The sequence below is a fragment of the Hamadaea sp. genome, from assembly GCF_013362815.1.
Lineage (GTDB): Bacteria > Actinomycetota > Actinomycetes > Mycobacteriales > Micromonosporaceae > Hamadaea.
The window spans coordinates 96,343-123,040 of sequence record NZ_JABFVK010000020.1; the positions used below are offsets into that span (position 1 = coordinate 96,343).

Here is a 26,698-nt window from a genome sequence, read left to right on the forward strand (position 1 = left end):
CTGTTGAGTTCATATGAACTGTGCTGTACAGTTCGCGACATGGCTGATTACATCGCTGCCGGTTACGTCGCCCCCGGCCTCGGGTCGGTGCGTACGGAGTTCTTCAAAGTCGTCGCGGCAGAACCGGGGCTGGGCGCCCAACTGGTCGCGTACCACGGCGACCGGATGGTGGTCGACCTCGCCGCCGGGATGGACCACGACGACCTCACCGGGCTCTACTCCTCCGCCAAGGGGGCGGCTCACCTTGTGGTCGCTCTGCTCGTCCAGGACGGCGCGCTCGACCTGGATCGGCCCGTCACGGCGTACTGGCCGGAGTTTCCGGTCGAGTCGCTGACCCTCCGGCAACTGGTGAGCCACCAGTCCGGGCTGATAGGGGTCGACGGCGGATTCACCAGTGCCGAACTCGCCGACGACACGGTGATCGCCGCTCGGCTGGCCGAGCAGAAGCCGTTCTGGGAACCCGGGAGTGCGTACGGGTATCACGCGTTCGTTATCGGCGCGCTGGTCGGCGAAGTCGTCCGGCGCACTACCGGACGGCGTCTTCAGGAGATCTACGACGACCGCGTACGCCTCCCTTATGGGCTGGACTTCTATCTCGGGCTCCCCGAGAGTGAAGAGCCGCGCTACCGCCCGGTGCAACCGGCACTCACTCGATCGGAGGTCGATCCGCAGAGCCTGATGGGCATCGCGTTCAATCTGCACGCCCCCAACCCGACCGACCTCGTGGAGTTCGCGAACACCCGACGCGTACGCGAATTGGGCCCGGCCTCATCGGGCGGAGTCGGCAACGCACGCGGACTGGCGAAGATGTACGCCGCCGCCATCGGCGAGATCGACGGACGTCCACCGCTGTTGACCGAGGCGACGCTGGCCGAGGTGACCCGGCTGCATACTCCGGGGACCGACCTGGTGACCGGCGAACCGGACCATTTCCTGCTCGGCTTCGAGGCGGCCGGCGTACGGTACCCGTCCCTGGGACGGCGCGCGTTCGGCCACAGTGGAGCGATCGGAGCTCAGTCCTTCGCCGATCCGGACAGCGGTCTCGCCTACAGCTACACCCGGCGGCGCTTCTCCATCGGCGGGGCGGCACCAGAGAACGACCAGCTCATCGCGACGCTCGTCCGGGCGCTTGGGTAAGCGCTCCGAGCGTTTTTGTTCAGACGGCGCGCTTTGTTCAGACGGCGCGCAAGCCCCGGCGACGACCGCCGTCGTCGGTGAGCGCGGCGGCGAGATCGTCGCGGGCGCGGGCGACCCGGGAGCGGATCGTGCCGACCGGGCAGCCGAGCACGTCGGCCGCCTGCTCGTAGGAGAGGCCGAGGATCTGGGTGGCGACGAAAGCCTCCCGGCGGTCGTCGTCCAAGCCAGCGATCAGATGTCGCAGCATGACCTGCTCGTCGAACCGGGCGCCGGCTCCGGCCTGGGTGAGGTCGGCCACCACCGTCCAGTCCTCGACGGCGGCGGCGCGCGGGCGGCGGGACTGGGCCCGCAGATGGTCGAAGACGGTGTGCCGGGCGATGGCCAGCAGCCACGTCCGGGCCGGGGACCTCGCCTCGAACGACGGAAGGGCCTTCATCGCCCGGATGAACGTCTCCTGGGCGAGGTCTTCGGCCTCTGCCGAATTGGTCAGATACGAGACGAACCGGAGGACGTCGCGCTGCGTACGTGCGACGAACTGAGCGACGGCGTGCTGGTCACCGGCTCGGGCGGCGAGCGCCAGCTCGGTCAGGTGAGCGTCGTCGTCAGGCACGCCCGCCAGGGTAACCGGTGAACCTGAGCACGCCGGGAACCAACCACGTGAGCACGGCGACAATGTATGCCATGGGAGTGGCACCGGCCTGTGAGCGTACTCGAGATCATCTGTCGGCATCGATGGATGGCGCTTCTGCGCCCGACGTCGAGGCCGACCGGCACCTGGCCGGGTGCGACGCCTGCGCCGACTGGTGGGAGCGGGTCAGCCGGCTCGGCCGGTTGACGCGTACGGCGAACGCACTGCCGACCCGGGACCTCGGAGCCGAGGCGATGGCCGCCATTCTCGCCGCCGCACCTCGGCGCTCGCGGCTGCCCGGGGTCCTCCGGCTGGCGCTACTGTGCGTGGGTCTCGCCCAGTTCCTGCTCGGCGTCGCCCAGATCAGCACCCTCGCCGCGGGTGGCCAGCACTCCCACGACCCCGTGGTGGCCGCCGTCTCCTCCGGCCACTTGTGGCACGAGTCGGCCGCCTGGAACGTCGCCATCGGGGCGGCGCTGGCTTGGCTGGCCTGGCGGCGTACGCGTCCCGGCGGGCTCCTGCCGGTGATGACCGCCTTCGTCGCGGTCTTGACGCTGCTCACCGTCAACGACGCCATCATCGGCCGGGTCGAGGTCAGCCGGATCTTGTCGCACGGCTTCGTCCTCGTCGGGTACGCCCTGCTCCTGGTGCTGAACCGGCGTGGGTTCGGCGAACCGCCCGGCGACCGCAAGCCGACGCCGTGGCGGCTCCCGTCGGACGGGACGACCGAGGACGGGCACGCGGACGGGCCGCTGGCGACAGTGCACCCGCTGCCGGTGCGGATGGCGTACCGACAGCAGGTGACCGCGCAGCAGCGGCGAGCCGCCTAACGGGGTGGATCACTGCGACGCGAGCCACTCGGCGAAGGTGATCTTTCCCGTGCGGTGCGGCTCGTCCCCCGGCACCAGGGTGTCGTCGGCGATCACGTCGCCGAAGTAGGGCGCGCTGTCGTCGTCGACGACCTTGCGCGGGTCACCAAGCGCCTCGAGCCGGCGGCGCACGGCCTCCGACAGCGGAATGCGCTCAGGCCCGGCGATCTCGACCACGTCGTCGACGGGCTCGTTGATCGCGACCTCGGCCACGAAGGCCGCGACTTCGGCCGCCGCGAGCGGCTGGAGCGTCTTCGAGGTGACCCGGACCTCGTCGCCGACGGTCGCGGAGTCGGCGATGCCCTTCAAGAACTCGAAGAACTGCGTGGCGCGGACGATCGTGAACGGCACTCCGGAGTCGCGGATCTGCTTCTCCTGCGCGACTTTGGCCTTCAAGTAGAAGGCGTCGGCACCGGCCCGGTCGAGGCCGACGATCGACAGCGCGACGTGGTGGCCGACCCCGGCGGCCAGCTCGGCCTCGGCCAAGTTGCGGCCGGAGCTCGTGAAGAACGCCATCACCCCGTCCGGCGTGAACACGGGCGGATTGGTGACGTCCACGACGACCTGCGCCCCGGCCAGGGCGTCAGCCAGGCCTTCACCGGTCGTGCTGTCGACGCCGGACGACGGCGAGGCCGCGACGGCCTCGTGGCCTTGGTCTCGCAGCAGGCCGACGACCTGCGATCCGATGAGTCCGGTGCCCCCGATGACGACGACCTTCATGACGAACCTCCACGAGTCTTACTCGGACAACTTCTATCCGAGATACTACTCGGACACAATTGATCCGAGTCAAGTAGCATGGGCGCATGAAACTGAGCGGCGGCGTCGAATGGGCCCTGCACTGCTGTGTGGTGCTCACCACCGCGCGGTCTCCGGTCCCCGTGACCCAGCTGGCCGAGCTTCACGACGTCTCCAGCAGTTACCTCGCCAAACAGCTCCAAGCCCTCTCCCGGGCCGGAATCGTCCAGTCCGTCCAGGGCCACGCGGGCGGCTACCGGCTGACCAGGCCCGCGGCCGAGATCACTCTCCTCGACGTCGTCGAGGCGGTCGACGGACCGGGGTCGACCTTCCACTGCACCGAGATCCGGCAGCGTGGCCCGCTTGCCACCCCGGCCGAGCAGTGCACGAGACTCTGCCCGGTGCACCGGGCCATGCTCCGGGCCGACCACGCGTGGCGGGCGGCCCTGCGGGCGACGACGATCGCCGATCTCGTGGCGGACGTCGACCAGGACAGCGGCCCCCAGGCACTCCCCCGCGTCGGTGCCTGGCTGACCGCCCAAGCGAGTCAGGCCTGACGCGTCGGCAGGATCACCAGCTGCCGGAGGTTGACGTGCCGGGGACGGCTCACGGCGTACGCGACCAGGTCGGCGATCTCCCCGGCCGACAGCCCACCCAGAACCTCGAACATACCGCCGAGCTGCTCGGACAGGGCCGGATTGTCGATATGGCGGCCCAGTTCGGTGTCGGTCAGCCCGGGCTCGATGTTGGTGACCCGGACGTCCTTCGGCCCCAACTCCGTACGCAGTCCGGCCGACAGATGCGTCAGCGCTGCCTTGGTCGCGCCGTAGACGGCGTAATCCGGGAAGGTCACGTGCGCGCCGATCGAGGAGATGTTGACCAGGTCGGCCGTCGTGCCGTCAGCCGCCGCCGCGATCAGGTCGCCGGAGAACGCCCGGATCACGCGCAGCACGCCCGTCACGTTGGTGTCGATCATGCGCTGCCACTCGTCCTCGCGCCCGGCGGTGATCGGGTTCGGCAGCATCACCCCGGCCGAGTTGACCACCAGATCCACTCGCCCGTACGCCCGGCGTACCGCGTCGGCGGCAGCGGTCACGGCTTCGGTGTCGGTGACGTCGGTGGCGACCGCGATCGCCTGTCCCCCATCGGCCACGATCTTCTCGGCCAGTTCGGCGATCCGGTCGGCCCGGCGGGCGAGCAGCGCAACGCGTACGCCGGACGCGGCCAGCAGTTCGGCGATGGCCGCCCCCATGCCGCTGGCGGCTCCGGTGACGACGGCGGTGCGGTTGTTCAGCGTGTCGAAGTAAGTCATGCCGAAAGCTTGCGACCGTTCGCGGAGCCTACCCAGGGCTGCGCCTTACCTAGGTCTGGCAGTACCAGGATCAGCTTCCGGGGATCAGGCAGACTGGGCGGCGTGCAAGAGATCGGTGAGTTCCTGCGAAGCCGCCGCGCCCGGATCAGCCCAGCCGAGGCGGGGTTGCCCGACTTCGGGCGGCGACGCGTACCGGGGCTGCGGCGGGAGGAGATCGCGCAGCTGGCCGGGGTGAGCGTCGACTACTACACCCGGCTGGAACAGGGCCGGGGCACCGGCGTCTCGGACGCGGTCCTCGACGCGATCGCCCGGGTGCTCCAGCTGGACGCCACGGAACGGGACCACCTGCGCAACCTGGTACGCCCCGCGAAACCGGCGGCCCCCGCCAAGCCGGCGAAACTGCGCCCGGAACTGCGGCGGATGCTGGAGCTGATGGAGTCCGTCCCGGCCTTCGTGCTCGGCCGGCGGATGGATCTCGTCGCCTGGAACCCGCTCGCTGACGCGGTGGCGGGATTCAGCGACATGACCGGACCGCGGAATGTGGCGTACCAGACCTTCTTGGAACCGAGAGCGCGCGACTTCTATCGCGACTGGCCCGCGGTGGCCGAGGAGACGGTGGCCTATCTGCGCCGGGACGCGGGCCTGCACCCCGGTGACCCGCAGCTCGCCGCACTGGTCGGCAAGCTGTCGATGCGCGACCCGGTGTTCCGCGAGCTGTGGGCGGCGCACGCGGTGCGGGAGAAGACACACGGCCGCAAACTGCTGCGGCACGCAGTCGTGGGCGACCTCGACCTGGCCTACGAGACCTTCGCACTGCCCGGCGACCCCGACCATCTCCTGGTCACGTACATCGCCGAGGCCGGCTCGCCGACCGACGAGCGGTTGCGGCTGCTCGGCAGTTGGGCGGCCACCATCCGCTAGCCGCCTTTCCACGCCGCCTTTCCACGCCGCCTTCGCGCTGGGTCTTCCGCGCTGGATCAGGGATCCCGGCCGAATCTTGGGCCAAGATTCGGCCCGGATCCGTGATCTGGCGCCTGGCGATCCGCCGGGCTGGCGCCTGGCGATCCGCCGGGCTGGCGCCTGGCGATCTGCCGGGTTTGCGTGCGGCGGCGAGCTGGACCGGCTACCGTTGCGGCCCATGAGTTCCTCCGCCGGACGCGGCCTGACCGTCGCGCTCACCGCCGTCGCCCTGGCGATCCCCTGGAACGCCCCGTCGGCGGCCCTCGCGGAGCCGAGCGCGACGGCGAGCGCAAGCGCGCCGATTCCGTGCCCGAAGGCGGCGGCGCCCAAGACCTCCCGCCCGCCGCGGCCCAGCCCGCCGGCCGCGAACCCGACGCAGCAGGCGCTCGGCGGTGAGCAGCTCGCCTCGGCCGGACTCGTGGTGCCGTCCGGGATGGCGAGCCCGCCCGCGAACACCGCGATCTCCTGGCTCGTGGCCGACCTCGACACCGGCGAGGTGCTCGGCGCTTGCGGCGCGCACGAGTACGGCACTCCGGCGAGCGTGCAGAAACTGCTGCTGACCGCCACCTATCTGGACAAACTCGACCCTAAGCAGGTCGCCACCGTCACGCACGACGACCTGGCGCAGGTGCCCTCGGACAGTTCTCTCGTCGGGCTCGTCGAGAACGGCAAGTACAGCGTCGAGACGCTCTGGCTGGGGCTGCTGCTGCAGTCCGGCAACGACGCCGCGACCGTCCTCGCCCGGCTCGGCGGCGGCACTGTGGCGGCGGGCGTACAGGGGATGAACGAGGAAGCCGAGAAGCTCGGCGCGTTCCAGACGCACGCCGTGACCCCGTCCGGCTACGACGGCGTCGGCCAGTTCACCAGTGCGTACGACCTGGCGTTGATCGCCCGGGTGTGCTTCGACAACGAGACCTTCCGCAAGTACGCGCTCACGCAGCGTACGCAGATCCCCGCGCAGCCGCCGAAGTACAAGGGCTTCCAGATCCAGAACGAGAACCAGCTGATCTTCGACTACCCCGGGGCTCTCGGTGGCAAGACGGGCTTCACCAGCCTGGCCCGGCACACCTACGTCGGCGCAGCCGAACGCAACGGCCGCCGCCTCGTCGTCACGCTGATGGGCGCCGAGCCCCGTCCGCAGCGCGGCTGGCAGCAGGGCGCCGCCCTCCTCGACTGGGGATTCAGCCTGCCGACCGGGGCGTCCGTCGGCCACCTCGTGACCCCCGAGGAAGCGCATCCAGCGCCGTCGCCCAGCGTCTCGCCGTCCGGTGCGCTGCTCGCCGAGGCCGCGTCCGGCAGCCTGTGGGCACCCGTCCCGGTCGCGGCCGGGGTCGCGGTGGCCGCCGGTTTGTCCGTCCTGATCGGACTGTTCCGGGTGCGCCGCCGCCGGCGGTCGGCCTAGCCGCGCCGGCTACCGGCCGCGGAAGACCGCCGGGTTCACCTCGAACGGCGTACACCGGACGGGATGGGCCTGCTCCGCGGCGTACGCGATCTGCAGCAGACGCGCGTCGTTCCACGGGCGCGTCACCAGCATCAGCCCGCGGGGACGACGGTTCTCCTCGGCGTACCCGCTGGGAATGACGATGCTGGGCCACCCGGCGCGAGCGGCCCACGAACAGCCGGACGCGCCGGTGAAGGCGAGGAATTCGCTGTCGCCGAGCGCCGCGAGCAGGCTCTCGGTCGCGGCCGCGAGATCACGCGATCGGGTCTGCTCGTACGCGGACCGCTGGGCGACGTGATCGATGGCGAGCGCCGTGTCGACGTGGACCTGGCGGTACTTCAAAGCCTGAGCCGCATTGGCCACGTTGAAGGCCTGAAGGTCGGCGAGCGACCGCATCGGGGCGTCCGCGCCCAGGCCGGCGAGGTAGCGATCGACGGCCGGCGCGAACTCGTAGTGCAGCACGGCCAGCTCGTCGTCGTGGCCGCTCTCCGGCATCGTGACGTCCACAAGGGACGCTCCGGCCCGGCGGAGCGCAGCGAGCACTCCCGGCGCGAACTCCGCCTCCTCGGACTGGACGACCGCGATCCGCGCGCCGCGCAAGTGACGCGGGTCGAGGGCGAGGTTCTGCAACGCCTCCGCGACACCGCCGGACGGCGCGGTGACCGGGTCGGCCACGTCGGCTCCCGCGAGGACCGCGAGCAATGCGGCCGCATCCGCGACGGTACGCGTCATCGGGCCGGCGGTGTCCTGGCTGGGTGCGATCGGCACGATCCCGGTCCGGCTGACCAGCCCGAGTGTGGGTTTCAGGCCGACCAGGCTCTGGTAGTCGGCCGGGCTGGTGATCGAGCCGTCGGTCTCGGTGCCGACGGTCAACGGCGCGAACCCCAGTGCCGCCGCCGCGCCGGAGCCACTGCTGGAACCGCTCGGGGTGAGCGCCAGGTCGTACGGGTTCAGCACCTGCCCGCCGAGGGAGGAGTAGCCGGACGGCATCTCCTCGGTGAGGAAGTTCGCCAGCTCGGACAGGTTCGTCTTGCCGATCACGATCGCGCCGGCCGCCCGCAGCCTGGCCACGATCGGTGCGTCCAACCGGGGAACGCTGTGCTCCAAGGCGAGCGCGCCGGCCGTCGTCGGCAGCCCGGCGACGTCGATGTTGTCCTTGACGAGCACCGGGATGCCTTCGACCGGGCTGCGCGCGCCCTGCTCCCGGCGTACGCGGTCGCTGGCGTCCGCCTGGTCCAAGGCGTCCGGGGCGAGACACCGGATCGCGCCGAACACGCCGTCATACCGGCTGATCCGGTCGAGATGGGCGGCGACGAGATCACGGCTGGTGACCTCGCCCGAGTCGAGAAGCGTACGCAGAGCGGCGACGGTGGCGGTGGCGAGGTCGGGGAGGCTCACGGCGGCAACGTATCAACTTCCCGGGGGCCGCGTCGATCATGCCGGAGGTGCCGTGGTTTCGAGTCCCGGCCCGGCCGGGTACGCCGCCGATCATGACTTCCGTCCGAGAGTTCCGCATCGAGACGCCGGAGCGGGATCTCACCGACCTCGCCGGCCGCTTACGGCGTACGCGGTGGCCGGAGCGCGAGACGGATCGGTCGCAAGGCGTACCGCTGGAGTATCTCCGTGAGCTGTGCGCGTACTGGGCCGACGGCTATGACTGGCGATCCCGGGAGGCGTGGCTCAACACCGTCCCCCAGTTCGTCACCGAGATCGACGGGCTGGACATCCACTTCGTCCGCGTACGCTCGCCGCACCCGGGCGCTCTGCCGCTGGTGCTGACGCACGGCTGGCCGGGGTCGTTCGTCGAGTTCCTGGCCGTCATCCCCGCGTTGACCGATCCGCCGGATGCCGCCGACGCCTTCGACGTCATCTGCCCCTCCCTGCCCGGGTACGCCTTCAGCGGCAAACCGGCCACGACCGGATGGGGAGTCGAACGGATCGCAGCCGCCTGGGCGACCCTGATGACCCGGCTCGGCTACGACCGGTACGCCGCCGCCGGAAGCGACTGGGGTACGAGCGTCACCGCTCAACTGGGCCGGATCGACGCCGGACGACTGGCCGGCATCCACCTGGTGCCGCCGCTGGCCCCACCCGATCCATCCACTCTGGACGATTTGACTTGGGCCGAGGAGGCGGCCCTGGCCGATCTGCGCCGGGCCGGTCGGGACGAAGACGGATACTCGCTGGAACAGTCCACCCGCCCGCAGACGATCGGGTACGCCCTCACCGACTCGCCCGCCGCGCTCTGCGCCTGGATCGTGGAGAAGTTCTGGGCGTGGTCGGACCACCCGGGCGACCTGCACGCCGTCATCGACCGCGACCGACTGCTCGACAACGTCATGCTCTACTGGCTCACCGGTACGGGAGCCTCGGCGGCCCGGCTCTACTGGGAAAGCTTCCGTCACGTGCAGCGGATCTTCACCGAATCCGCCGGCGATCTGATCACGGTGCCGGCCGGATGCTCGGTGTTCCCGAAGGAGAACCCCCGTCCGTCCCGGCGCTGGGCCGCACGCCGGTTCACCGACATCCGCTACTGGGGCGAACCCGAACGAGGCGGGCACTTCGCGGCGTTGGAGCAGCCCGAGCTGTTCGTCCGCGAACTGCGTTCGTTCTTCCGGCTCGTCTGCTGAAGGCTCGTCCACTGAGAAGCTGGTCGCTTCACGCGACGGCCTGGAGACCGAGGAGCCCGGCCCACGCATGCTCCGGTGGGCCGGGCTCTTCGAAGGGTCAGTTCGTACCTAGGTCCCGAGCCTGCTTGCGGCGCGCCTTGAGAGCGATCCGCTTCGCATGCCGGGGTTCGCCGGCCAGTGGGCTGATGCTTCGGGCCTTCGCCCTCGGTTCGTCCTGCAGGAACAGTTCGGTGAGGGCACGCGGGTAGGTCACAAGACTCCTTCTCTGCCCGCCAGGCGTTCCGACGGGCAGTGCAGACCTTACGACCGGGCCCGTGAGCTGCGCACTCGGCAATTGACCCGATACCCCTCCGCCACGTTCTCTGCTAACTTATTAAATGTCGCGGAAGGTCTCGATGCTCGCCCCCAGCTCGGTGAGGCGCTCGGCCAGCTGCTCGTAGCCGCGGTTGATCACGTACACGTGCCGGAGTACCGACGTGCCCTTCGCCGCGAGCATCGCGAGCAGAACGACGACCGCCGGGCGCAGCGCCGGTGGGCAGACGACTTCCGCGCCGGACCAATGCGTCGGGCCGGTGATGTGCAGGCGATGCGGGTCCATGAGAGTCACCCGGGCGCCGAGCTTGGTCAGCTCGGTCAGGTGCAGGGCCCGGTTTTCGTACACCCAGTCGTGGACCAGCGTCGAACCGTCTGCCACCGCCGCGATCAGGGCGAAGAACGGCAGGTTGTCGATGTTCAAGCCCGGGAACGGCATCGGGTGGATCTTGTCGATCGGCGCGCGCAGGTGTGAGGGGCGGACGGTCACGTCGACCAGACGCGTACGCCCGTTGGCGGCGGCGTATTCGTCGGTGCGGTCGTAGTCGAGGCCCATCTCCTCCAGCAGCGCCAGTTCGATCTCCATGAACTCGATCGGGACTCGGCGTACGGTGATCTCGGAGTCGGTGACCACGGCCGCGGTGATGAGGCTCATCGCCTCGATCGGGTCCTCCGAGGGTGCGTAGTCCACATCGGAGTCGATGACCGCCTTGCCGTGCACGGTGAGCGTCGTCGTGCCGATGCCGTCGATGCGTACGCCGAGATCGGTGAGGAAGAAGCAGAGGTCCTGCACCATGTAATTCGGGCTGGCGTTGCGGATGACGGTTACCGCGTCCCGACGGGCTGCCGCCATGAGGGCGTTCTCCGTCACAGTGTCGCCGCGCTCGGTCAGCACCACCGGCCGGACCGGGTGCACGCTGGTGTCGACGTCGGCGTGGTAGAAACCGCCGGTCGCCTTCACTTCCAACCCGAACGGGCGCAACGCGATCAGGTGCGGCTCGACCGTCCGTGTGCCCAGGTCGCAGCCTCCGGCGTACGGCAGGGAAAACGTGGTGTGGTCGTGCATGAGCGGGGCGAGGAACATGATGATGCTGCGCGTGCGCCGCGCCGCTTCGACGTCGAGCGAGTCGAGGTCGAACCGGGCCGGCGGGGTGATCTCGAGGTCGTTGTCGGCGTTCAGCCAGCGGTGCTTGACGCCGATGCTCCCGAGGACCTCGAGGATGCGGTTGACCTCCTCGATGCGCGCGACCTTGCGCAGCGTCGTACGCCCCCGATTGAGCAGCGAGGCGCACAGCAACGCGACCCCGGCGTTCTTGCTGGTCTTGACGTTGATGCTGCCGGAGAGCCGGCGGCCGCCCTCGATGCGCAGGTGCATCGGGCCGGAGTGGCCGAGCGAGACGATCTCGGAGTCGAGCACCTCGGAGATGCGGCTGAGCGTGTCGAGACTCAGGTTCTGATTGCCCTGTTCGATCCGGTTGATGGCGCTCTGGCTCGTGCCGAGCGCCTCGGCCAGGCGGGCTTGGGACCAGCCGCGGTGGCGGCGGGCGTCGCGAATGAGGGTGCCGATGCGGCGTAGCGTGTCACCGGAGCGCGTCAAGCTTTCGGGCATGGCGAGGACTATCTCATATATGAGATCGCGCGTCGCGGAGGGGGCCCATGGGCGTGGCGGAGGTCTACGCGGAGTTCGCGGCGTCCGAGGCTCGTGGAGTGTCGCCCGTCTATGAGCGCCTCGGCTCGTTCGTCGCCACCGACCCGGACCTGCTAGCCCTGATTCCCGACGGCACGCAGCCACAACTCCTCTTCGGCGTGGTGCGCCTCCTCGGCGGGCCGGTCGACGATCCGGTCGCGTTCGGCGCATTCGCGATCGAACATTGGCCCGCGATCGAGACGCAGATGCGGCAGCGCGCGACACAGACCAACGAACCCGGCCGGTGCGCCGTGCTCCTACCGATCCTCGCGTCACTCCCGCAGCCGCTGGCGCTGTTGGAGGTCGGCGCATCCGCCGGCCTCTGCCTCTATCCCGATCGCTACAGCTATCGCTACGACGATCACGTGCTCGGCCAGGGCAGCCCCGTGCTGGAGTGCACGCTGACCGGGATCGAACCACCGGCGGCCCGGCCGGTGGTGGTGTGGCGCGCGGGGATCGATCTGAATCCGCTGGATGTGACCGACCCCGGCGACGTCGCGTGGCTCGACGCGCTCATCTGGCCCGACCAGCTCCATCGACGGGACCGCCTACGTCAGGCGGTCGAGATCGCGGCGGCCGACCCACCACTGCTGGTCCAGGGAGACCTCGTCACGGACCTGCCGGCGCTCGCCGCTCAGGCTCCAGCGGGCGCGACGCTCGTCGTCTTCCACACCTCGGTGCTCTACCAGGTTCCGCCGTCACGATGGCCGTCGTTCCGGGCGGCCGTCGCGGATCTGCCCGGACATTGGCTGGCCAACGACATCCCCGATCTGATCCCGGGCGCGCCGACGCCACCGGATGCGAACACGTACAACTTGCTGGCCCTGGACGGCGCGCCGATCGCCTGGACGAGGTCGCACGGCCAGGCGATGACTGGCGCCTAGGAACCGACGCCTTCCCAGCTGCGTCTCTTCGGCATGACACGACTCGTACGCATCGGGGCGCTGGTCCTGGTACTGCTCGCGCCGGCCGCCTGCGCAGGACGGGATCACCCGACGAGCGTCGTCGACTCGGTCGGCGGCTCGGGGGAGGACGATTGGGGTCTCAACGCCGAAGGGCTCGACCGCTGGCAGAAGTTCCCGGTGACCGCCAAGCCGCGGCCGCTCGTCCTCATCGGCGGGCGAATCCACGAAGCCGGCTACACCACCGTCGAAGCCAAGATGGCCGTCAGCGCGGGGCTGGTCGAAGTGCCGGGTACGCCACCGGCCGGGCCGCCGAAGGTGCGTACCGAGCTGCCCGTAGGGCGCGCCGAACTGCGTACGATCGGCTCGGCTGAGGCGCTGAATCTGATCGTCAAGCAGGGTACGCCCAGCTCGGAGAGGGTAGCTCCGGTCAAGATCACTTCGGTGGCCTTCGGCAGCGGCGAGTTCTTGACCGACCGCGGCCCGCTGAAGCTGCCTGCCTGGCTGTTCTCCTCGCCCGAGATGCTCGGCCCGATCGCCGTGCTGGCACTTGATCCGGCGGCGCTGTGGGTCACCGAACCGGCGGTCTATCCGCTGGCCAGCTCGGGCAACACCATCGCCGCCGACGATCGCACCCTTGTCGTTCAGCTCCCTGAGGCCGCCGAGGGCACCTGCCCCGGCCAGCCGGTCTATGCGTACGAGGCGGTGTCCGAGGAGTCGGCGACCGCCGTCCAGATCGGACTCACCCGGCGGCAGACCGGGGTCACCGAAGGAGATCCGAAGCAGAACTGCACGCAGCCCACGATGCTGCGGCTGACGGCGTACACGGTGACGTTGGTGGAGCCGCTGGGTAATCGCGTTGTCATCCAGCGGAACGGCGCGCCGATTCCCATCACCCGCAAGGCCTGACGCAGCGCTTCGTCCACCTGGTACATCTAGACGCACGCCTATGTGAGCGTTCACACTACTGCCCTTGGCCCCCGCCGTTCCCGGCGGCGGGGACCAAGCTCTTCCCGTGTCGTCCGCGCCGTTCCCGGCCGGAATCAAGCTCCCCGTATCGTCAGGCGATGAGCCACACGATTGCGGAGAGGACCCGATGAGCTGGTACGGGCCGGACGGGCAGCAGATCTACTACGAGGACGCCGGTCAGGGCGACACCGTCCTGCTGATGCCCGGCTGGGGCAGCAGCGTCGTCGACCTCAACCGCCTTCGCGACGATCTCGCCTACGGGTTCCGCGTGATCGCCGTCGACCTGCCGGGATCAGGACGGTCGCAGCCTCAGCCGCGCCATTACCCGCCGACCTACTACTTGGACGACGCCCACCTGCTGCTCGGTCTGCTCGACGAGCTGCAGGTCGACGTCGCGCACTTCGTCGGGTTCAGCGACGGTGGCGAGGAGGCGCTGCTCATGGCGGCGCTACAACCGGCTCGGGCCCTGTCCGTGCTCACGTGGGGCGCCGCCGGGCACATCGAATCCTCGCCCGAGGCACTGCACGGGCTCGCGAACTTGCTGACCGATCCGCCGGACGGGCTCAAACCACTCGCGGCGTACCTGGCCGAGCAGTACGGCGTCGACCAGGCTCGGATCATGGCGCGCAGTTGGGCGGAGGCGATGTCCGCCGTCATCGACGCAGGTGGCGACGTCAGCCGGTCACGCGCCGCCGACATCACCTGTCCCGCACTCCTGATCGCCGGAACCTACGATCCCTTCTGCCCGCCGGCCCTGGTCCGCGCGATGGCCGACGACCTGCCGCGCGGTGCCTATCGGGAGGCGGGCGGCGGGCACGACATCCATCTCTCGCACGGCCGCTGGCTCGCGGCCACGATCACCGACTGGCTGAGCGAACACTAGACCCGCTCAGGGTCGAGGCTCGGGGGCATCTCCGGGTTTCCATAAGGGGTACGCCTGGAGGCGCGGTCGTCATCCGGCCAGCAAGATCAAGCGCATGAGTTTCGTCAAGCCGTCCTTTCTCGCCGCGCCGCTCTTCCTCGCCCTCTACGGCATCCTGCGCCTCGCCGGAAAGGCCGACGGCGTCTACGGTCCCGGCTGGGACTGGCAACTGGCGCACTTCGCCGGCCTCATCGGCCTGCTGCTGTTCGCCCCGGTGGTCCTCGCCTTGGGCCGGATGCTGCGGCCGTCGTGGTGGCGTACCACGATCGTCGGGGTGACGCTGGCCGGGCTGGTCGCCTCGATCGTCCAATTCGGAGCGGACATCGTCGAGGGCTTCATGGCTTCCGACAAGGCGGAGATGTCCTCGCTCAGCGACTCGTTCAACTCCGTACCGGGCGTCACGGCCGCCTTCTACAGCGTCGGCCCGCAGCTGTTCTTCCTCGGCCTGATCGTGCTGGCCGTCGCCGCCGCGATCGCCCGGAAGCTGCCCTGGTGGAGCGCCGTCCTCGTGATCGTCGGCATCCTGCTGCCGCCGGTCACGCTGGACCTCATGCCGGTCGCCGGGCTGTGCCTGATGGCGGCGTTCGCCCCGGTGGTCTTCCGGCGTACGCCGGTCGCCGCCTGACGCACGGTAACGGGGGCCGCGGACGAATCCGCAGCCCCCGTTTCGGCGTACCAGCGCGTTATTCGAAGCGGCGTCGGCGCAGCGTGATGATCAGCAGCAGCGACCCGACGAGGACCGCGGCGACTCCGGTGAACACGCTCGGCCACAGCCAACCCGGCGTCCCGGTATGCGCGAGGTCGTCGCTCGCAGTGCCGGACGTCGAGCTCGCATCGGTTTCGTCGGTGGTGGTACCGGTGCCGTCGGTCGCGTTCGTCGAGCCGTCGGTGGCCCCCGTCGTCACCGGTGCCTCCAGCGTTCCGACGCTGGGATCGTCGGTTCCGCCGCTCGATCCAGGCGTCGTGCCGGTCGGGTTGCTCCCGGCGGACGCGGTCGACCCCGGCGATGTGCTGCCGGTGCTGCTTCCGGAGGTCGGGGCGGCCACGGCGGTCGAGGTCGCGCCGACCGGGTCCACCGTGCTTCCGACGCCCGGGGAGGACGATCCCGTCGCGCCGGTCGGTGCCGTGGTCGGCACCGGCGCACCGCCGCTCGCCGTCGGGGTCGGCGTCCCCGGAGCCGACTCGGTGATCAGGCCCGCGTCGACGGCGGGAACGTCGCTGACGTCGTTGAGGACCTGCTGACCGGTCGGCGCGGCGAGGAAGAGACGGCGTACGGCGAGCGGCGGGGACGTGCCGTCGGGGTTCACATTGGAGTCCCGCTGCGGATCGGCGGTCGTGCTCTCCGTCGTGAACTTCGTACCGGCCGGTGGGTCGAGGTCGACCTGGTAACTGCCGGGGCACAACGCGGTGAACCGGTAGCGACCCTGCGGGTCGGTGCTCATCTGCCGCTCGGCCGCCGGGCAGTTCTCCGGGGAGCCGGTCAGCGTGACGGGAACACCGGCCACCCCGGGCTCGCCGTCGTCGCGTACGCCGTCGCGGTCCAGGTCGCGCCAGACTCGGCCGCTGACCGAACCGGCCAGCAGGCGTACCGTCGAGTCGTTGGACCGCACCGGGAGCGCGAGGCCGTCCGCCTTGGCCCCGAAGACCGCGCCGAGCTCTTCGGCGTCTTTCGACTGTGGAGCGTCGAGGACCACCGTGGTCACGCGAGTGCCGTTGGCCGCCAGCGGAGTGCTGGAACTGACCCGGATGCCGGTGACCGCGGACATCTTCTCCGGGCACTGCTCACGCCCGAAGTCGCCCTCGAGGCACCAGGTCGTCGTGCCGTCCGGCTGGTTGGACTTGTCGTTGACGTCGAGATCGATGCGGTCGCCGGGCACCTCGGTGTACCGGACGGTCGCCCCGGCCGGAGCCGAGACCTTCTCCAGCACGACCGGGCCGGTGACGGCGGTGTTGGCGATGTCCCCAGCGGCCGGGACCTTCATGATGAGGTCGCTGGACCGCACCGGGCTGGTCCACGCGTTGGTCTCCTTGAGTAGGAACGAGACGTCGTCACCGACGGCGACGGCCGGTGCGGCGGCCTCGATGACCACCCGGTACGCACCCTGCCCGGTCACGGTCAGCGAGCGCGACGCCGTACGGTCCTCCAGCGGGGACGCGTCGCAGGCCGTCGCGATCGTCGCGACCGCAGTCAGGTCACGACCGGCCGTGACGTCCTTGGTGACACTCGTCCGCAGGTCGATCGCGGGCAGCAGCTCGTTGATGTGCCGCTCGCCGAGATCCCAGCGCAACGTGGTCGACCCGTCGGGCTGCTTGGTCGTCGCGGCGGGCGTCAGGCTCGCGGACGCGTCGACGACGCGTACCTGGGCCGGCAGTTTGACCTCGACGCTCACCGGGCACGCCCGGCCGATCTTGGCGGTGCTGTCGGTCAGCGTCGCCTGCACGATGAACCGCACCGGCTGGTCTGGCTGCACCGACTGCAAGTCGTCCGACGGACGCTCGGCGCTATCGGCGGACTCGGCCGTCTTCACGGTGACCCGGGCGGCGGAGGCGAGCACGACCATGCGGTCCGACATCGGGCCGACCGCGCTCGTGTCGTCGGGCGCCGGACGCTCCTCCGCGCCACCGTGGCGGCCGGCCCAGCTGGCCCGGCCCCACGTCTTGACCTCGGCTCCGTCGGTGGCCGTCGGCGCGATCTTCTCCTCGAGGATGAACCGGTAGTAGGAGCCGACCGGCTGCGGCTCGTCCATGATCCAGCGCGCACGGTCGACCGCCGCGGCTCCGCCGGGAACGTCGTCGAGCGACGGATACCACTTCGCTTCTTCGTCGCCGCAACCGCTGGCCGGGCCGACCGGGCCGGTGCCGACGCCCCAGGACAGCTTCGCCCCCGGCACCGGTTCCTTACCGCCGTCGGCGAGCCCCGCGACGGCGGCGTACTGGCCGGTGGGGTGCTGGACGGAGTTGTCGAACACCGCGCAGACCTTGCCCGGCTCGCCGTGCGGCATCTTGCCCAGGTTCTTGGAGACGACCTGCACGGTGTACTTCGTCCCCGGAGTGATCTTGCCCTTGCGGTCGAGCGGCGTCTCCCGGCCCGGCGCGACCATGGTGGCGTCGCCGTTGGCCATCTCCGAGCCGAACAGCGTCGCGATCTCTCCGGCGGCGGCGTCGTTCAGCTCGGTGCTGGCTGCGTTGTTGGTCGGCAGGTCGCCTTCGTTGATCGCGCCCGAGATGCTCTTGACCGCCAGCCGGGGCAGGGCGGCGCGCAGCCGGAGGAAGTTGACGCCCTGCTTGGACTCGCCGTACTGCAACAGGTCGTCGCCGGGGATGAACACCACGAGCTTTCCGGCGAAGGCGTACGTCGTCTCCAGCGGCAGCGGAAGGTTCCCGTAGGTGTGCAGGGGCGACTGCTTCATGCTGGTGTCGAGCCCGTCGAGCACCACGTCGACGGTGTCCCCCGTACGCGTGCAGCCGATGGACGCGGGAGTGCCGAAGTCTCGCGTACCGGGGAGGGCGGGGAAGACCGGGTCGCCGACGCCATTGGCCGAGCACCCGACCAGTTGCCAGTTACCGGTGCCGCTCGGTTCCGCCTCGTACAGCTTGCCCAGGTCCACGCCGAACGACAGCGCAGGGTTGAGCGCCTCCACTCCGCGTACGCCGGGACCCCGGTGCAGGATCGCGAGCGGGAAGGCGATGAAGTTGCCGTAGACCCCGTCGCGCGCTCCCCCGGTGATCAGCGGCTGCGCCTCGGTCGCCGACAGGTCCCACTCTGGCGCGGCCGAGACGACGACGCTCGACTCCCCCGCCGGCACGGCCGCGACGCCCTCCCCGGCGACGGTGCCGGTCGTCTTCACCTCGGCCCCGTTGGCGGCGTCGCCGTCGACCTTGAGGCTGAACTCGACGCCGTTGGTCTGGTTCGTCTGCGCGCCGATGTCGCAGCTGATCGCCTTGCCGTCGCGGCTGATCGCGTCCTCGCGATTCGTGCAGATGGACGGCACCGTCTGGAAACTCGCCGGACCGGTGGTCACCAGATTCGCCGTGACCTCGTCGACGGTGCCGGCGCTGGACAGGTCGACCCGATACGTGACGGTGTCACTCGTACGCACGACTTCGTCGATCGGTGAGTCGTCCTTGCCGGGACCGGAGGCGGGATCGAACGGCCGGCTGCCGCTGCTCACCAGGACCAGTCGGCTCGCCAGCGTGCCGGACGCGCCGAACGCGACGCCCACGAAGGCGGCGGTCCCGCCGATGCCGAGTCCCAGCGCGCAGGCGAGCGCGACGGTGCGCTTACGCCGGAAAGGCCTTCGCGAAACTCCACCGTGCAGGTCCATGGTCCCCCCAGATCACAACAAATCACCCAAAGTAGTCATTTACTAGCAGAGCGTGACATTGTTCCGGAGTCAATCTCGACACGGCGGAAAACCTGTGCGATCCGCTGAGGATCACCCGAAGACGGCGGCCAAGGCGTTGAGCTGCGCCGAGACGGGACCGAGACTCAGTAGACCGGTGCCCGCTCCGGCGATCTCGTCCGCCGCCGGCGACAGCGCCGCGTACGCCCGCCGCGCGAGGTCTTCGTCGCGTACGCCGATCGCCGCCCGACCGGCCAGGCACCAGAGTGCTTCCTGCACATGGTCGGCGGGCGGATCGGGCAGTACGCGCAGCGCCGCGCGAGCAGCATCCGGCGTACCCCGGTCGAGCAGCAGCAACGGGCGCGCCCAGGGTTCGTAGGGCCCCCAGCCGCCGAGGTCGTCGAGGTCACCGATCGGGCGGCCGAACGTCAGCCGCAGACAGAGCAACGCCAGCGGCAACAGACCGTCCGACAAGCCAGGCATCCCCGCATCGGTCAGCGTCTCGGCGGCCGCGCGGTACGCGTACTCGGCTTCGTCGGGGTCGCCGTCGATCGCCCGGCGCAGCGCCCGGAACCACGTGGTGAAGACGCCCACGAGCGGCAGATCGTGGCGGTTCGCCAGTTCGTCCGCGGCTTCGGCGTACCGGGTCGCGCCGGGCAGATCACCGAGCGCGCTGCGAGCCTGCAGACGGACGAGGTGGCCGAGCACCTCGTAGGTCGGCAGCCCGTGCCGCGCCGACACCTCGATCAGCTCGGCGCCGATGCCGTCGCGCACCGGCGCCAGCCCGCATCGGCCGAAACTCTGCATGAACAGGCCGTTGAGCGCGAAGACCAGGACACCGGGATCCTGGAGGTCGCGCGCCAGCGCCACCGACTCCTTCGCGGACTCGGCCGGCTGCGGCTCGCGTACCCCTCGGGATTCCACGGCGATGGTCGCGAGAAGACGCGCACGCGGACCGACCGGCGCGCCCACGGGCAACGCGACCAGCGTGCGGCGAGCCGCGGCCACGATCTGCGCGGCCTGGTCCTGGTCGTCGACCCGGCTCCAGACGGCAGGCACGTCGTACGCACCGATGACCCGCGCGGTCAGCTCCGGGTCGCCCAGCTGCTCCGCGGCGGCGACCGCGGCCAGGCGATGCGCTCGCGACGTCTGCAGGCCGGAGCCGCCGGTGACCGCGAGCCCCCGCAGAATGCCCACAGTGGACTCAAGCCGCAGCCGGGCGTCGGCGGCGAGCGCCCGGTCGAACGCGGTGGCCGCCGCGGTCCACACCTCGCCCGCGAGCGGCCGCAGCCCTGGATCGTGGCGCAGGATCTCGGCTTCGAGCCGGGCCAGCTCCGGTCCCGGATCGAGACCGAGCTGCTCGGCCAGCATCGCGCGGGCCCGCCGCAGCACGGCGAGTGCCTCGGCCTGCCGACCGTCTCGATAGAGCGCAAGCGCCAGCAGCCGCCAGGCGTTCTCCCGCCACGGATGCTCGGCGGTATGCGTGTCGAGGTCGCCGAGCACCGCAGCCGCCTGGCCGAGGTCCAACCGGGCGGCGGCGAGCCCCTCGATCGCCTGCGACCGCAGCTCGTTTAGTCGGGTCCGATCCGGCCGGGTCCACGGCTCGTCCGGGAAGTCCGCGTACGCCGGACCACGCCACCAGGCCAGCGCCTGCGCCAGCTGCTCGGCGGCGAGCGCCGGAGCGCTCTTCGACGCCGTCCGCACTGTGTCCTCGAACCGCCAGGCGTCCACCGCGTCGGTGCGCAGTGCGTACCCGGGACCTTCCGTGACCAGCAGTTTCGCTGGCGTACGCGGCGGCCGGTCCGGTTCCAGCGCCCGGCGCAGATCGGCGACGAAGGTCCGGACAGCCGCGGCGGCGTTCTCCGGCGGCACCGGCCAGAGATCGTCGATGAGCACGTCGAGCGGCACCAGACGAGTCCGGGCGACGATCAGCCGGGCGAGCACCGCCCGATGCCGGGGACCTCGCAGCGCCACCGGCTCGTGGTCGCCGGACCAGGCCGCCACCGGCCCGAGCACCCCGAATTCGACCCGCACCCGGCGCAGCGTAGCGCTGCTTATCCGTTGCTCATCGGTGCGCCGCACCGTGGAGGCATGACAGCACGCATTCCTTCGTTCGAGTACGCCAGCCTGCCGGGCTCCGGCGGTGTCCGGCTGAATGTCGCGTACGCCGGGTCGGGGCAGCCGATCGTCCTCCTGCACGGCTTCCCGCAGACCCACCTGATGTGGCGGCACGTCGCCACGGATCTCGCCGCCGACCACACCGTGATCGTCCCCGACTTGCGGGGCTACGGCGACAGCGACAAGCCTCTTGCGGTCGCATCTGATGACTCCACGTACGCCAAGCGCACCATGGCCGCCGACGTCGTCGCCGTCGCGAAGGCGCTCGGGCACGACCGGTTCGCCCTGGCCGGGCACGACCGCGGGGCGCTGGTCGCCTTCCGGGCCGGGCTCGACCACCCGGCCGCCGTCTCGCATCTAGCCTGCCTGGATGTGCTGCCCACGCTCGACATGTGGGACGTCATGCACGGCACCACCGCCGCCGTCGGATTCCACCTCTACCTGATGGCGCAGCCGCCGGGCCTGCCCGAGCAGCTGATCAGCGCCAGTGCCGACGCCTTCTTCGGGCACTTCCTCGACCTCTGGGCCGGTCGCCCGGACGCCATCCCCGCCCCGGTTCGGCAGGCGTACCTCGACGCGTGTCGCGCGGCCGTCCCGTCCATCGTCGCCGACTACCGCGCCTCCGCCACCGTCGACGTCGAGCACGACCTCGCCGACCGGGCCGCCGGCAACCTCCTGCGTATGCCGGTCACCGTGCTTCAGCAGGACTGGGGCGCTGCGCTCGGCTTCGACGCCGCCGCCCGGTGGCGGGCCTGGGCTCCTGACCTCGACCATCGGACCGTGTCCTTCGGGCACTTCATGGCTGAGGAGGCTCCTGAGGCTGTTGCCTCTTCGCTGCGCTCGCTGCTCGCTCGCTAGGGGGCGCGGCGCTCGCGGCGCGTTATCCGGGATAACGTCCCCTCGTACAGTGTGCGAGGCCGCGTTATCCCGGATAAAGCGATGATCATGAGCCCCCGGAGGGCGGGAGGATCGTCGCTCCGGACTGCGCCACGATCTCCTGCAAGGCCAGGACGTGCTGGTCGAACGCGGTCCGCCCGGCCTTCGTCAGCTTCGCCGAGGTACGTGGCCACTTGCCGACGAATGCCTTGCTGATCTCGACGTAGCCGACGTCCTCCAGTGTGGACAGCTGCTTGGACAACGCCGAGTCGGAGAGGTTGATTGTGTCGCGGATGAACTTGAAGTCGGCCCACTCCGACGCGGCCAGCAGCGAGACGATCGCGAGCCGGGTCGGCGCGTGGATCAGCTCGTCGAAGCGCGCCTTCATCGACGACTCTCCGTACGCTTGATCATGATCCGGCGCAGCCGGCGCCCGAGCCAGGGTCCGCCGAACCCGAGGGTCACGGCAGCAATCGCGTTTCCCCAGATCGCCGGATGACTCACGCCAGCGGCTTGCAGGCCGAAGATGGCCGCGATCGAGACCCAGACGGTGCCAAGTACGAAGCCGACGATGAGCCCGGCTCCCCGGAATCCGAGCAGATCGTTGCGCACCTGTACGCGCAGCGCCCTGCGTACGACCCAGAAGACGCTGACGGACAACCCGAGGACGAAGACGGCCACCCCGATGCCGATCACCGTGGAGTTACCGGATTCGATCGCCGCCGCGAAGATCACCATCAGTGGCCCGATCGTCCACCAGAACCAGACCGGGATGGTGGCGACGTCGATCACCTGCTGCTGCGTCGCGCGTACGTGCGCCAGCGCTTGCGCGGCCTCGTCCGGTCGCATGTGCTCGGTCATGACGGCCTCCCATAAGAAAGTACTTGCCTATTGGGAAAGTATCCCTCAGCTTTCCTGATAGGCAAGTACTTTCTGTCAATGTGGCACTGGGTAGGCCACGGGCGGGGCCGTTACTGGCCGGTCTGGCCGTCGATGCTCTCGCGGAGCAGGTCGAGATGGCCGCAATGCCGGGCGGTCTCCTCGATCATGTGGGTCAACGCATAGCGCAGCGTGAAGGAGTTCCCGTCGGCGTGGGCGCGCTCGTCGAGCTCGGCGTCGACGATCGCGGCGTTCGACCGCGCGCACTCCGCCCGGTACGCCGAGACGAGCCCGGCCAGCGTGTCGCCCGGCTCGACGGCGAACGCCCCGGGATTGGCGTCATCCCAGGGCTCGGGCAGGTCGTGCCCGGCGAAGTCGATGCTGAACCAGTACCGCTCGACGCCCGTCAGGTGCTTGACCAGCCCGGCCGGGGTCAACGCGGAGGCCGGGACCGACCGCGTCGCGGCCTGGTCGTCGGTGAGCCCGGCGACCTTGACGACCACGGTCGCCCGCAAGAAGTCGAGCATGCCGATGAGGGTCTCACGCTCGCCGCCGTCTTCGCGGGGGCGCACCCGCTCGCTCGTGTCGATCATGGGCGTACGGTAATGCCACCCACCGACATGTCCGTCGCCATCACATCCCGGGCGCGAAACGTCCGCCGGTAGTCGGCCGGCGACACCCCGGCGACCGCCCGCAGATGCTGCCGCAACGAGAGCGCGGTGCCGAAGCCGGACTGGCGCGCGACCTGCTCGACCGGCAGATCGGTGCTCTCCAGCAGACCCCGCGCCCGATCGACCCGCTGCCGGATCAGCCACTGCCCCGGGGTCATCCCGACTTCGTCCCGGAAGCGCCGGGTGAACGTGCGTACGCTCATCCGCGCGTGCGCGGCCAGCTGCTGCAACGACACCGGCTCGGCCAATCGGCGTAGCGCCCACTCGCGGGTGGCCGCAGTGCCCGCGCCCGACTCCGTCGGCACCGGGCGCTCGACGTACTGAGCCTGCCCGCCGTCGCGCCACGGCGGCACGACACAGCGCCGGGCGGCCAACGCGGCGACCTCGCTGCCGTGGTCACGCCGGATCAGGTGCAGGCAAAGGTCCACTCCGGACGCGACACCGGCCGAGGTCAGGACGTCGCCGTCGTCCACGAACAGCACTCCGGCGTCGACCTTCACCAACGGAAAGCGCCGTTGGAAGTCGTCCGCCTCATGCCAATGCGTCGTCGCCGGGCGGCCGTCGAGCAACCCGCATGCTGCCAACGCGTACGCGGCGGTGCAGATCGCGACTTTACGCGTACCAGCTGGAAGTGCGGAGAGAGCGGACGCGAGCCGGGCAGCCACCGGCGAACCGGGCGCCACCGCCTCGATCGGGTGGAACGGCGGCAGGACCACGGTGTCGGCCGAGGCGAACAGCTCGAGCCCGTGCTCGACGGTGATGCTGAAACCCGCCTCGGTCTGGACCGGGCCGCCGTCGAGCGTGCAGACGGCGACCTCGTAGCGCGGCCGGCCGTCGTCGTCGGCCGCGCCGAAGATGCGCGACGGTATGCCCAGCTCGAACGGGATGACGCCGGGCAGAGCCAGGACCGCGACCTTATGTGTCTTCGGCATGGCCAGATCTTATCGGAAGGTGACCATCTGGCCACTCGTGAGATCGTTCCACGCTCGCCAAGCTGGAGCGCATGACGAACACGATGCGTGCGGTCGTCGCCCGGAGCTGGGGCGGACCCGAGGTGCTGGACCTGGCCGAGGTGGAACGACCCGCGCCGATAGCGACCGAGATCCTGGTACGCGTCCGCGCGGCGAGCGTGAACCCGACCGACTGGAAGTCGCGCAAAACGGGTGCGGGCTATTGGAACGATCCGGCGATCCTCGGCTACGACGTCTCCGGGGTCGTCGAGGAAGTCGGCTTCGGTGTCACGCTCTACCAGCCCGGCGACGAAGTCTTCGGCATGCCTTGGTTCCCTCGCCAGGCCGGGGCGTACGCCGAGTTCGTGACCGCTCCCGCCCGGCAGTTCGCCCGCAAACCGTCCGGGCTCAGTCACGTCGAGGCGGCCGCGTTGCCGCTGGCCGGGCTGACGGCGTGGCAGTCACTGATCGAGACGGGCGGGCTGCGTACGGGAGATCGGGTGCTCGTTCACGCGGCGGCGGGGGGCGTCGGCCACCTCGCCGTGCAGATCGCCAAGGCGCGGGGGGCGTACGTCGTGGGGACGGCCAGTGCTGCCAAGCACGAGCTGGTACGCCGGCTCGGTGCCGACGAGGTGATCGACTACCGTTCGGTCGACTTCGCCGACGCCGTACGCGACATCGACATCGTTCTCGACACCGTCGGGGGTGACTACGGTCCTCGGTCTCTGCGCGTACTGCGTCCCGGCGGGAAGCTGATCCGGCTGACCGAGCCCGACGAGAACTTCACCCTCGTCGAGCCCGACTATGCGGGCCTTCGGGAGATCGTGGCGCTGGTCGAGGCGGGCAGACTGCGGCCTTCGGTTTCGACGGTGCTGCCGTTGGCTTCCGCCGCGCAGGCGCATGAGCTCAGCGAGAGCGGGCGGGTGACCGGCAAGATCGTCCTCACCGTCCCTTAATCATGTGCGCTCGTTGATCAGCGGAGAAAAAGTGGGGTCATAACCCCACAAAAACTCCGCTGATCATCAAGCCAACCGTCAGGCGGGCAGGGGCCGACTAGTGTCGGTCGCCAGCTTCACCGCGATGGCCCCGAGAAGCGTCCCGGTGACGAACCGCTGAATCCGCAGCCAGCTCGGCCGACGCGACAGGAACACGGCGATCGTCCCGGCGGCGAAGATCAGCGCACTGTTCACGGCGATGCTGACGCAGAACTGCACGAAACCGAGCTGCATACTCTGCCAGAACAGGTGGCCGGCTTCGACGTCTAGGAACTGCGGGATCATCGAGGCGTACATGATGGCGGCCTTGGGGTTGAGCAGGTTCGTGACCAGCCCCATCAGGAAGAGTTTCCTCGGCGGGTGGGCCTCCACCTCGACGGGGGTGAAGACCGAGACCCCACCGGGCCGCAGCGCCTTCCAGGCGAGCCATCCGATGTAGACGGCTCCGGTGATCTTCACCGCCAGGTACAGCTCCGGGACGGCGGCGAACAGCGCCGACAGGCCGAGGGCAGTGGCGACGATGTAGACGACGAAGCCCACAGCCACGCCACCGAGGGAGATCAGCCCGGCGCGGCGCCCCTGGCCGATGCTGCGGGACACCACGTACATCATGTTCGGACCCGGAGTGAGCACCATGCCGAGCGCCACTGCCGCAACGCCGAGTAGCGCACCAAAGCTGATCATGAACACACGATCGCAGCCGGAGCGCCCCCTGTCGAAGGCCAATCCGCAGGTAGTGGCCCACCTTATAGCAGGCCATACCCTCGAAGACGCCTGCTGGCCGTATCGGTTCCGGCCGGCCGCCCTGACACGATCGTGATCATGAACAACGCCACCCCCGTCGTCGAACTGACCGACGTACGCCGTACTTACAAAAGCGGTGACACCACCACTCGCGCGCTCGACGGCGTGTCCCTGTCCTTCGCGGCCGCCACGTTCACCGCGGTCATGGGCCCGTCCGGTTCGGGTAAGTCGACGCTGCTGCAGTGCGCGGCCGGGCTCGATCGCGCCGACGCCGGCCGGGTACGCCTGGCCGGACAGGAACTTGGCGCGCTGAAGGAACCGAAGCTCACCGTCGTCCGCCGTCAGCACACCGGGTTCGTCTTTCAGGCGTACAACTTGATCGACGCCTTGACCGTCGAGCAGAATGTGCTTCTCCCGCAGCGGTTGGCCGGGGTACGCCCGGACCGCGAGTGGGCTCGCGAGGTGCTGGCGAAGGTGGGCCTGGGCGGGCGTGAGAACGCGCGGCCGGCGCAGCTGTCGGGCGGGCAGCGGCAGCGCGTGGCGTTGGCGCGCGCGCTGGCCGGGCGGCCCGCGGTGATCTTCGCCGATGAGCCGACGGGGGCCCTGGACCTGCAT

Annotated in this window: 26 protein-coding genes; 13 read left to right on the forward strand and 13 right to left on the reverse strand. The window is 70.1% G+C overall.

Annotated elements, in window-relative coordinates; all coding sequences use genetic code 11:
- Positions 1–39 precede the first annotated feature (39 nt).
- Positions 40–1,137 (forward strand): serine hydrolase domain-containing protein, encoded by a 1,098-nt coding sequence (locus HOV77_RS12710; RefSeq protein WP_290861678.1) that lies wholly within the window; start codon positions 40–42, stop codon positions 1,135–1,137.
- Positions 1,138–1,174: 37 nt separating this feature from the next.
- Here HOV77_RS12710 and HOV77_RS12715 read toward each other — a convergent pair whose 3' ends face one another.
- The gene (locus HOV77_RS12715) at positions 1,175–1,747 is read right to left on the reverse strand and encodes a sigma-70 family RNA polymerase sigma factor (protein ID WP_290861680.1); all 573 of its coding nucleotides are present in this window, start codon (positions 1,745–1,747) and stop codon (positions 1,175–1,177) included.
- 71 nt (positions 1,748–1,818) lie between these two features.
- Between HOV77_RS12715 and HOV77_RS12720 the strand changes: the two genes are divergently transcribed.
- Positions 1,819–2,595, forward strand: coding sequence for a hypothetical protein (locus HOV77_RS12720; protein ID WP_290861682.1), 777 nt, complete (start codon positions 1,819–1,821; stop codon positions 2,593–2,595).
- Between the two features lie 9 nt (positions 2,596–2,604).
- Here the strand turns inward: HOV77_RS12720 and HOV77_RS12725 are convergent, their stop codons facing one another.
- Complete coding sequence (locus HOV77_RS12725) at positions 2,605–3,354, reverse strand: SDR family oxidoreductase (protein WP_290861684.1); 750 nt, start codon at positions 3,352–3,354, stop codon at positions 2,605–2,607.
- Between the two features lie 86 nt (positions 3,355–3,440).
- Between HOV77_RS12725 and HOV77_RS12730 the strand changes: the two genes are divergently transcribed.
- Positions 3,441–3,929, forward strand: coding sequence for an Rrf2 family transcriptional regulator (locus tag HOV77_RS12730; protein ID WP_290861686.1), 489 nt, complete (start codon positions 3,441–3,443; stop codon positions 3,927–3,929).
- On the opposite strand, the gene HOV77_RS12735 is transcribed toward HOV77_RS12730, so the two are convergent.
- On the reverse strand, positions 3,920–4,684 hold the full coding sequence (locus HOV77_RS12735; RefSeq protein WP_290861688.1) for an SDR family oxidoreductase: 765 nt from the start codon (positions 4,682–4,684) through the stop codon (positions 3,920–3,922). The genes HOV77_RS12730 and HOV77_RS12735 overlap by 10 nt on opposite strands.
- Positions 4,685–4,786: 102 nt before the next feature.
- Between HOV77_RS12735 and HOV77_RS12740 the strand changes: the two genes are divergently transcribed.
- Positions 4,787–5,605: a helix-turn-helix transcriptional regulator gene (locus HOV77_RS12740; RefSeq protein ID WP_290861690.1), complete on the forward strand. Its 819-nt coding sequence runs from the start codon at positions 4,787–4,789 to the stop codon at positions 5,603–5,605.
- 217 nt (positions 5,606–5,822) lie between these two features.
- A complete protein-coding gene (locus tag HOV77_RS12745; RefSeq protein WP_290861692.1) occupies positions 5,823–7,046 on the forward strand; it encodes a serine hydrolase in 1,224 nt (407 codons plus the stop codon).
- Between the two features lie 9 nt (positions 7,047–7,055).
- Here the strand turns inward: HOV77_RS12745 and HOV77_RS12750 are convergent, their stop codons facing one another.
- Positions 7,056–8,483 (reverse strand): amidase family protein, encoded by a 1,428-nt coding sequence (locus tag HOV77_RS12750; RefSeq protein ID WP_290861694.1) that lies wholly within the window; start codon positions 8,481–8,483, stop codon positions 7,056–7,058.
- Between the two features lie 92 nt (positions 8,484–8,575).
- Here HOV77_RS12750 and HOV77_RS12755 point away from each other — a divergent pair, with 92 nt between their 5' ends.
- A complete protein-coding gene (locus HOV77_RS12755; RefSeq protein WP_290861696.1) occupies positions 8,576–9,715 on the forward strand; it encodes an epoxide hydrolase family protein in 1,140 nt (379 codons plus the stop codon).
- A 97-nt stretch (positions 9,716–9,812) separates the two neighbouring features.
- Here the strand turns inward: HOV77_RS12755 and HOV77_RS12760 are convergent, their stop codons facing one another.
- Both HOV77_RS12760 and HOV77_RS12765 read right to left on the reverse strand, forming a co-directional pair.
- Positions 9,813–9,968, reverse strand: coding sequence for a hypothetical protein (locus HOV77_RS12760; RefSeq protein WP_290861697.1), 156 nt, complete (start codon positions 9,966–9,968; stop codon positions 9,813–9,815).
- A 120-nt stretch (positions 9,969–10,088) separates the two neighbouring features.
- Positions 10,089–11,636, reverse strand: a complete 1,548-nt coding sequence (locus HOV77_RS12765; RefSeq protein WP_290861699.1) for a UDP-N-acetylglucosamine 1-carboxyvinyltransferase — start codon at positions 11,634–11,636, stop codon at positions 10,089–10,091.
- Between the two features lie 47 nt (positions 11,637–11,683).
- Between HOV77_RS12765 and HOV77_RS12770 the strand changes: the two genes are divergently transcribed.
- The 4 genes from HOV77_RS12770 to HOV77_RS12785 all read left to right on the forward strand — a co-directional run bounded on the left by HOV77_RS12770 (position 11,684) and on the right by HOV77_RS12785 (position 15,132).
- Positions 11,684–12,598, forward strand: a complete 915-nt coding sequence (locus HOV77_RS12770) for a DUF2332 domain-containing protein (RefSeq protein WP_290861701.1) — start codon at positions 11,684–11,686, stop codon at positions 12,596–12,598.
- A gap of 33 nt (positions 12,599–12,631) precedes the next feature.
- Positions 12,632–13,525, forward strand: coding sequence for a hypothetical protein (locus HOV77_RS12775; RefSeq protein ID WP_290861702.1), 894 nt, complete (start codon positions 12,632–12,634; stop codon positions 13,523–13,525).
- A gap of 187 nt (positions 13,526–13,712) precedes the next feature.
- Entirely contained in the window at positions 13,713–14,468 is a 756-nt protein-coding gene (locus HOV77_RS12780) for an alpha/beta hydrolase (RefSeq protein ID WP_290861704.1), read from the forward strand.
- A gap of 94 nt (positions 14,469–14,562) precedes the next feature.
- Positions 14,563–15,132, forward strand: a complete 570-nt coding sequence (locus HOV77_RS12785) for a hypothetical protein (protein WP_290861706.1) — start codon at positions 14,563–14,565, stop codon at positions 15,130–15,132.
- A 58-nt stretch (positions 15,133–15,190) separates the two neighbouring features.
- Here HOV77_RS12785 and HOV77_RS12790 read toward each other — a convergent pair whose 3' ends face one another.
- On the reverse strand, positions 15,191–18,832 hold the full coding sequence (locus HOV77_RS12790) for an SdrD B-like domain-containing protein (protein ID WP_290861708.1): 3,642 nt from the start codon (positions 18,830–18,832) through the stop codon (positions 15,191–15,193).
- A gap of 111 nt (positions 18,833–18,943) precedes the next feature.
- Positions 18,944–20,884: a BTAD domain-containing putative transcriptional regulator gene (locus HOV77_RS12795; protein ID WP_290861710.1), complete on the reverse strand. Its 1,941-nt coding sequence runs from the start codon at positions 20,882–20,884 to the stop codon at positions 18,944–18,946.
- 57 nt (positions 20,885–20,941) lie between these two features.
- Between HOV77_RS12795 and HOV77_RS12800 the strand changes: the two genes are divergently transcribed.
- Positions 20,942–21,826 carry an alpha/beta hydrolase gene (locus tag HOV77_RS12800; RefSeq protein ID WP_290861712.1) on the forward strand — a complete coding sequence of 295 codons (885 nt, stop codon included), beginning with the start codon at positions 20,942–20,944 and terminating at the stop codon, positions 21,824–21,826.
- 85 nt (positions 21,827–21,911) lie between these two features.
- On the opposite strand, the gene HOV77_RS12805 is transcribed toward HOV77_RS12800, so the two are convergent.
- From HOV77_RS12805 to HOV77_RS12820, 4 genes are all read right to left on the reverse strand, one after another.
- Positions 21,912–22,232, reverse strand: coding sequence for a transcriptional regulator (locus HOV77_RS12805; RefSeq protein ID WP_290861714.1), 321 nt, complete (start codon positions 22,230–22,232; stop codon positions 21,912–21,914).
- The gene (locus HOV77_RS12810) at positions 22,229–22,705 is read right to left on the reverse strand and encodes a hypothetical protein (RefSeq protein ID WP_290861716.1); all 477 of its coding nucleotides are present in this window, start codon (positions 22,703–22,705) and stop codon (positions 22,229–22,231) included. Before HOV77_RS12810 ends, HOV77_RS12805 begins: the two co-directional genes overlap by 4 nt.
- A gap of 110 nt (positions 22,706–22,815) precedes the next feature.
- Complete coding sequence (locus HOV77_RS12815) at positions 22,816–23,316, reverse strand: DinB family protein (protein WP_290861718.1); 501 nt, start codon at positions 23,314–23,316, stop codon at positions 22,816–22,818.
- Positions 23,313–24,326: a helix-turn-helix domain-containing protein gene (locus HOV77_RS12820; protein WP_290861720.1), complete on the reverse strand. Its 1,014-nt coding sequence runs from the start codon at positions 24,324–24,326 to the stop codon at positions 23,313–23,315. The genes HOV77_RS12815 and HOV77_RS12820 overlap by 4 nt, the downstream gene beginning before the upstream one ends.
- 71 nt (positions 24,327–24,397) lie before the next feature.
- Between HOV77_RS12820 and HOV77_RS12825 the strand changes: the two genes are divergently transcribed.
- On the forward strand, positions 24,398–25,300 hold the full coding sequence (locus tag HOV77_RS12825; protein WP_290861722.1) for an NADP-dependent oxidoreductase: 903 nt from the start codon (positions 24,398–24,400) through the stop codon (positions 25,298–25,300).
- A 78-nt stretch (positions 25,301–25,378) separates the two neighbouring features.
- On the opposite strand, the gene HOV77_RS12830 is transcribed toward HOV77_RS12825, so the two are convergent.
- Positions 25,379–26,023 (reverse strand): LysE family translocator, encoded by a 645-nt coding sequence (locus tag HOV77_RS12830; RefSeq protein ID WP_290861724.1) that lies wholly within the window; start codon positions 26,021–26,023, stop codon positions 25,379–25,381.
- Positions 26,024–26,161: 138 nt separating this feature from the next.
- On the opposite strand from HOV77_RS12830, the gene HOV77_RS12835 reads away from it, so the two are divergent.
- Positions 26,162–26,698, forward strand: a 537-nt coding sequence (locus HOV77_RS12835; protein WP_290861726.1) for an ABC transporter ATP-binding protein, incomplete at its 3' end; no start/stop codon positions are given.

Coding starts and splice junctions, on each gene's coding strand:
- HOV77_RS12710 (WP_290861678.1), top strand. CDS start 40: ATGGCTGATTACATCGCTGCCGGTTACGTCGCCCCCGGCCTCGGGTCG.
- HOV77_RS12720 (WP_290861682.1), top strand. CDS start 1,819: ATGGGAGTGGCACCGGCCTGTGAGCGTACTCGAGATCATCTGTCGGCA.
- HOV77_RS12725 (WP_290861684.1), bottom strand. CDS start 3,354: ATGAAGGTCGTCGTCATCGGGGGCACCGGACTCATCGGATCGCAGGTC.
- HOV77_RS12730 (WP_290861686.1), top strand. CDS start 3,441: ATGAAACTGAGCGGCGGCGTCGAATGGGCCCTGCACTGCTGTGTGGTG.
- HOV77_RS12735 (WP_290861688.1), bottom strand. CDS start 4,684: ATGACTTACTTCGACACGCTGAACAACCGCACCGCCGTCGTCACCGGA.
- HOV77_RS12745 (WP_290861692.1), top strand. CDS start 5,823: ATGAGTTCCTCCGCCGGACGCGGCCTGACCGTCGCGCTCACCGCCGTC.
- HOV77_RS12755 (WP_290861696.1), top strand. CDS start 8,576: ATGACTTCCGTCCGAGAGTTCCGCATCGAGACGCCGGAGCGGGATCTC.
- HOV77_RS12765 (WP_290861699.1), bottom strand. CDS start 11,636: ATGCCCGAAAGCTTGACGCGCTCCGGTGACACGCTACGCCGCATCGGC.
- HOV77_RS12770 (WP_290861701.1), top strand. CDS start 11,684: ATGGGCGTGGCGGAGGTCTACGCGGAGTTCGCGGCGTCCGAGGCTCGT.
- HOV77_RS12775 (WP_290861702.1), top strand. CDS start 12,632: ATGACACGACTCGTACGCATCGGGGCGCTGGTCCTGGTACTGCTCGCG.
- HOV77_RS12780 (WP_290861704.1), top strand. CDS start 13,713: ATGAGCTGGTACGGGCCGGACGGGCAGCAGATCTACTACGAGGACGCC.
- HOV77_RS12785 (WP_290861706.1), top strand. CDS start 14,563: ATGAGTTTCGTCAAGCCGTCCTTTCTCGCCGCGCCGCTCTTCCTCGCC.
- HOV77_RS12790 (WP_290861708.1), bottom strand. CDS start 18,832: ATGGACCTGCACGGTGGAGTTTCGCGAAGGCCTTTCCGGCGTAAGCGC.
- HOV77_RS12800 (WP_290861712.1), top strand. CDS start 20,942: ATGACAGCACGCATTCCTTCGTTCGAGTACGCCAGCCTGCCGGGCTCC.
- HOV77_RS12805 (WP_290861714.1), bottom strand. CDS start 22,232: ATGAAGGCGCGCTTCGACGAGCTGATCCACGCGCCGACCCGGCTCGCG.
- HOV77_RS12810 (WP_290861716.1), bottom strand. CDS start 22,705: ATGACCGAGCACATGCGACCGGACGAGGCCGCGCAAGCGCTGGCGCAC.
- HOV77_RS12815 (WP_290861718.1), bottom strand. CDS start 23,316: ATGATCGACACGAGCGAGCGGGTGCGCCCCCGCGAAGACGGCGGCGAG.
- HOV77_RS12820 (WP_290861720.1), bottom strand. CDS start 24,326: ATGCCGAAGACACATAAGGTCGCGGTCCTGGCTCTGCCCGGCGTCATC.
- HOV77_RS12825 (WP_290861722.1), top strand. CDS start 24,398: ATGACGAACACGATGCGTGCGGTCGTCGCCCGGAGCTGGGGCGGACCC.
- HOV77_RS12830 (WP_290861724.1), bottom strand. CDS start 26,023: ATGATCAGCTTTGGTGCGCTACTCGGCGTTGCGGCAGTGGCGCTCGGC.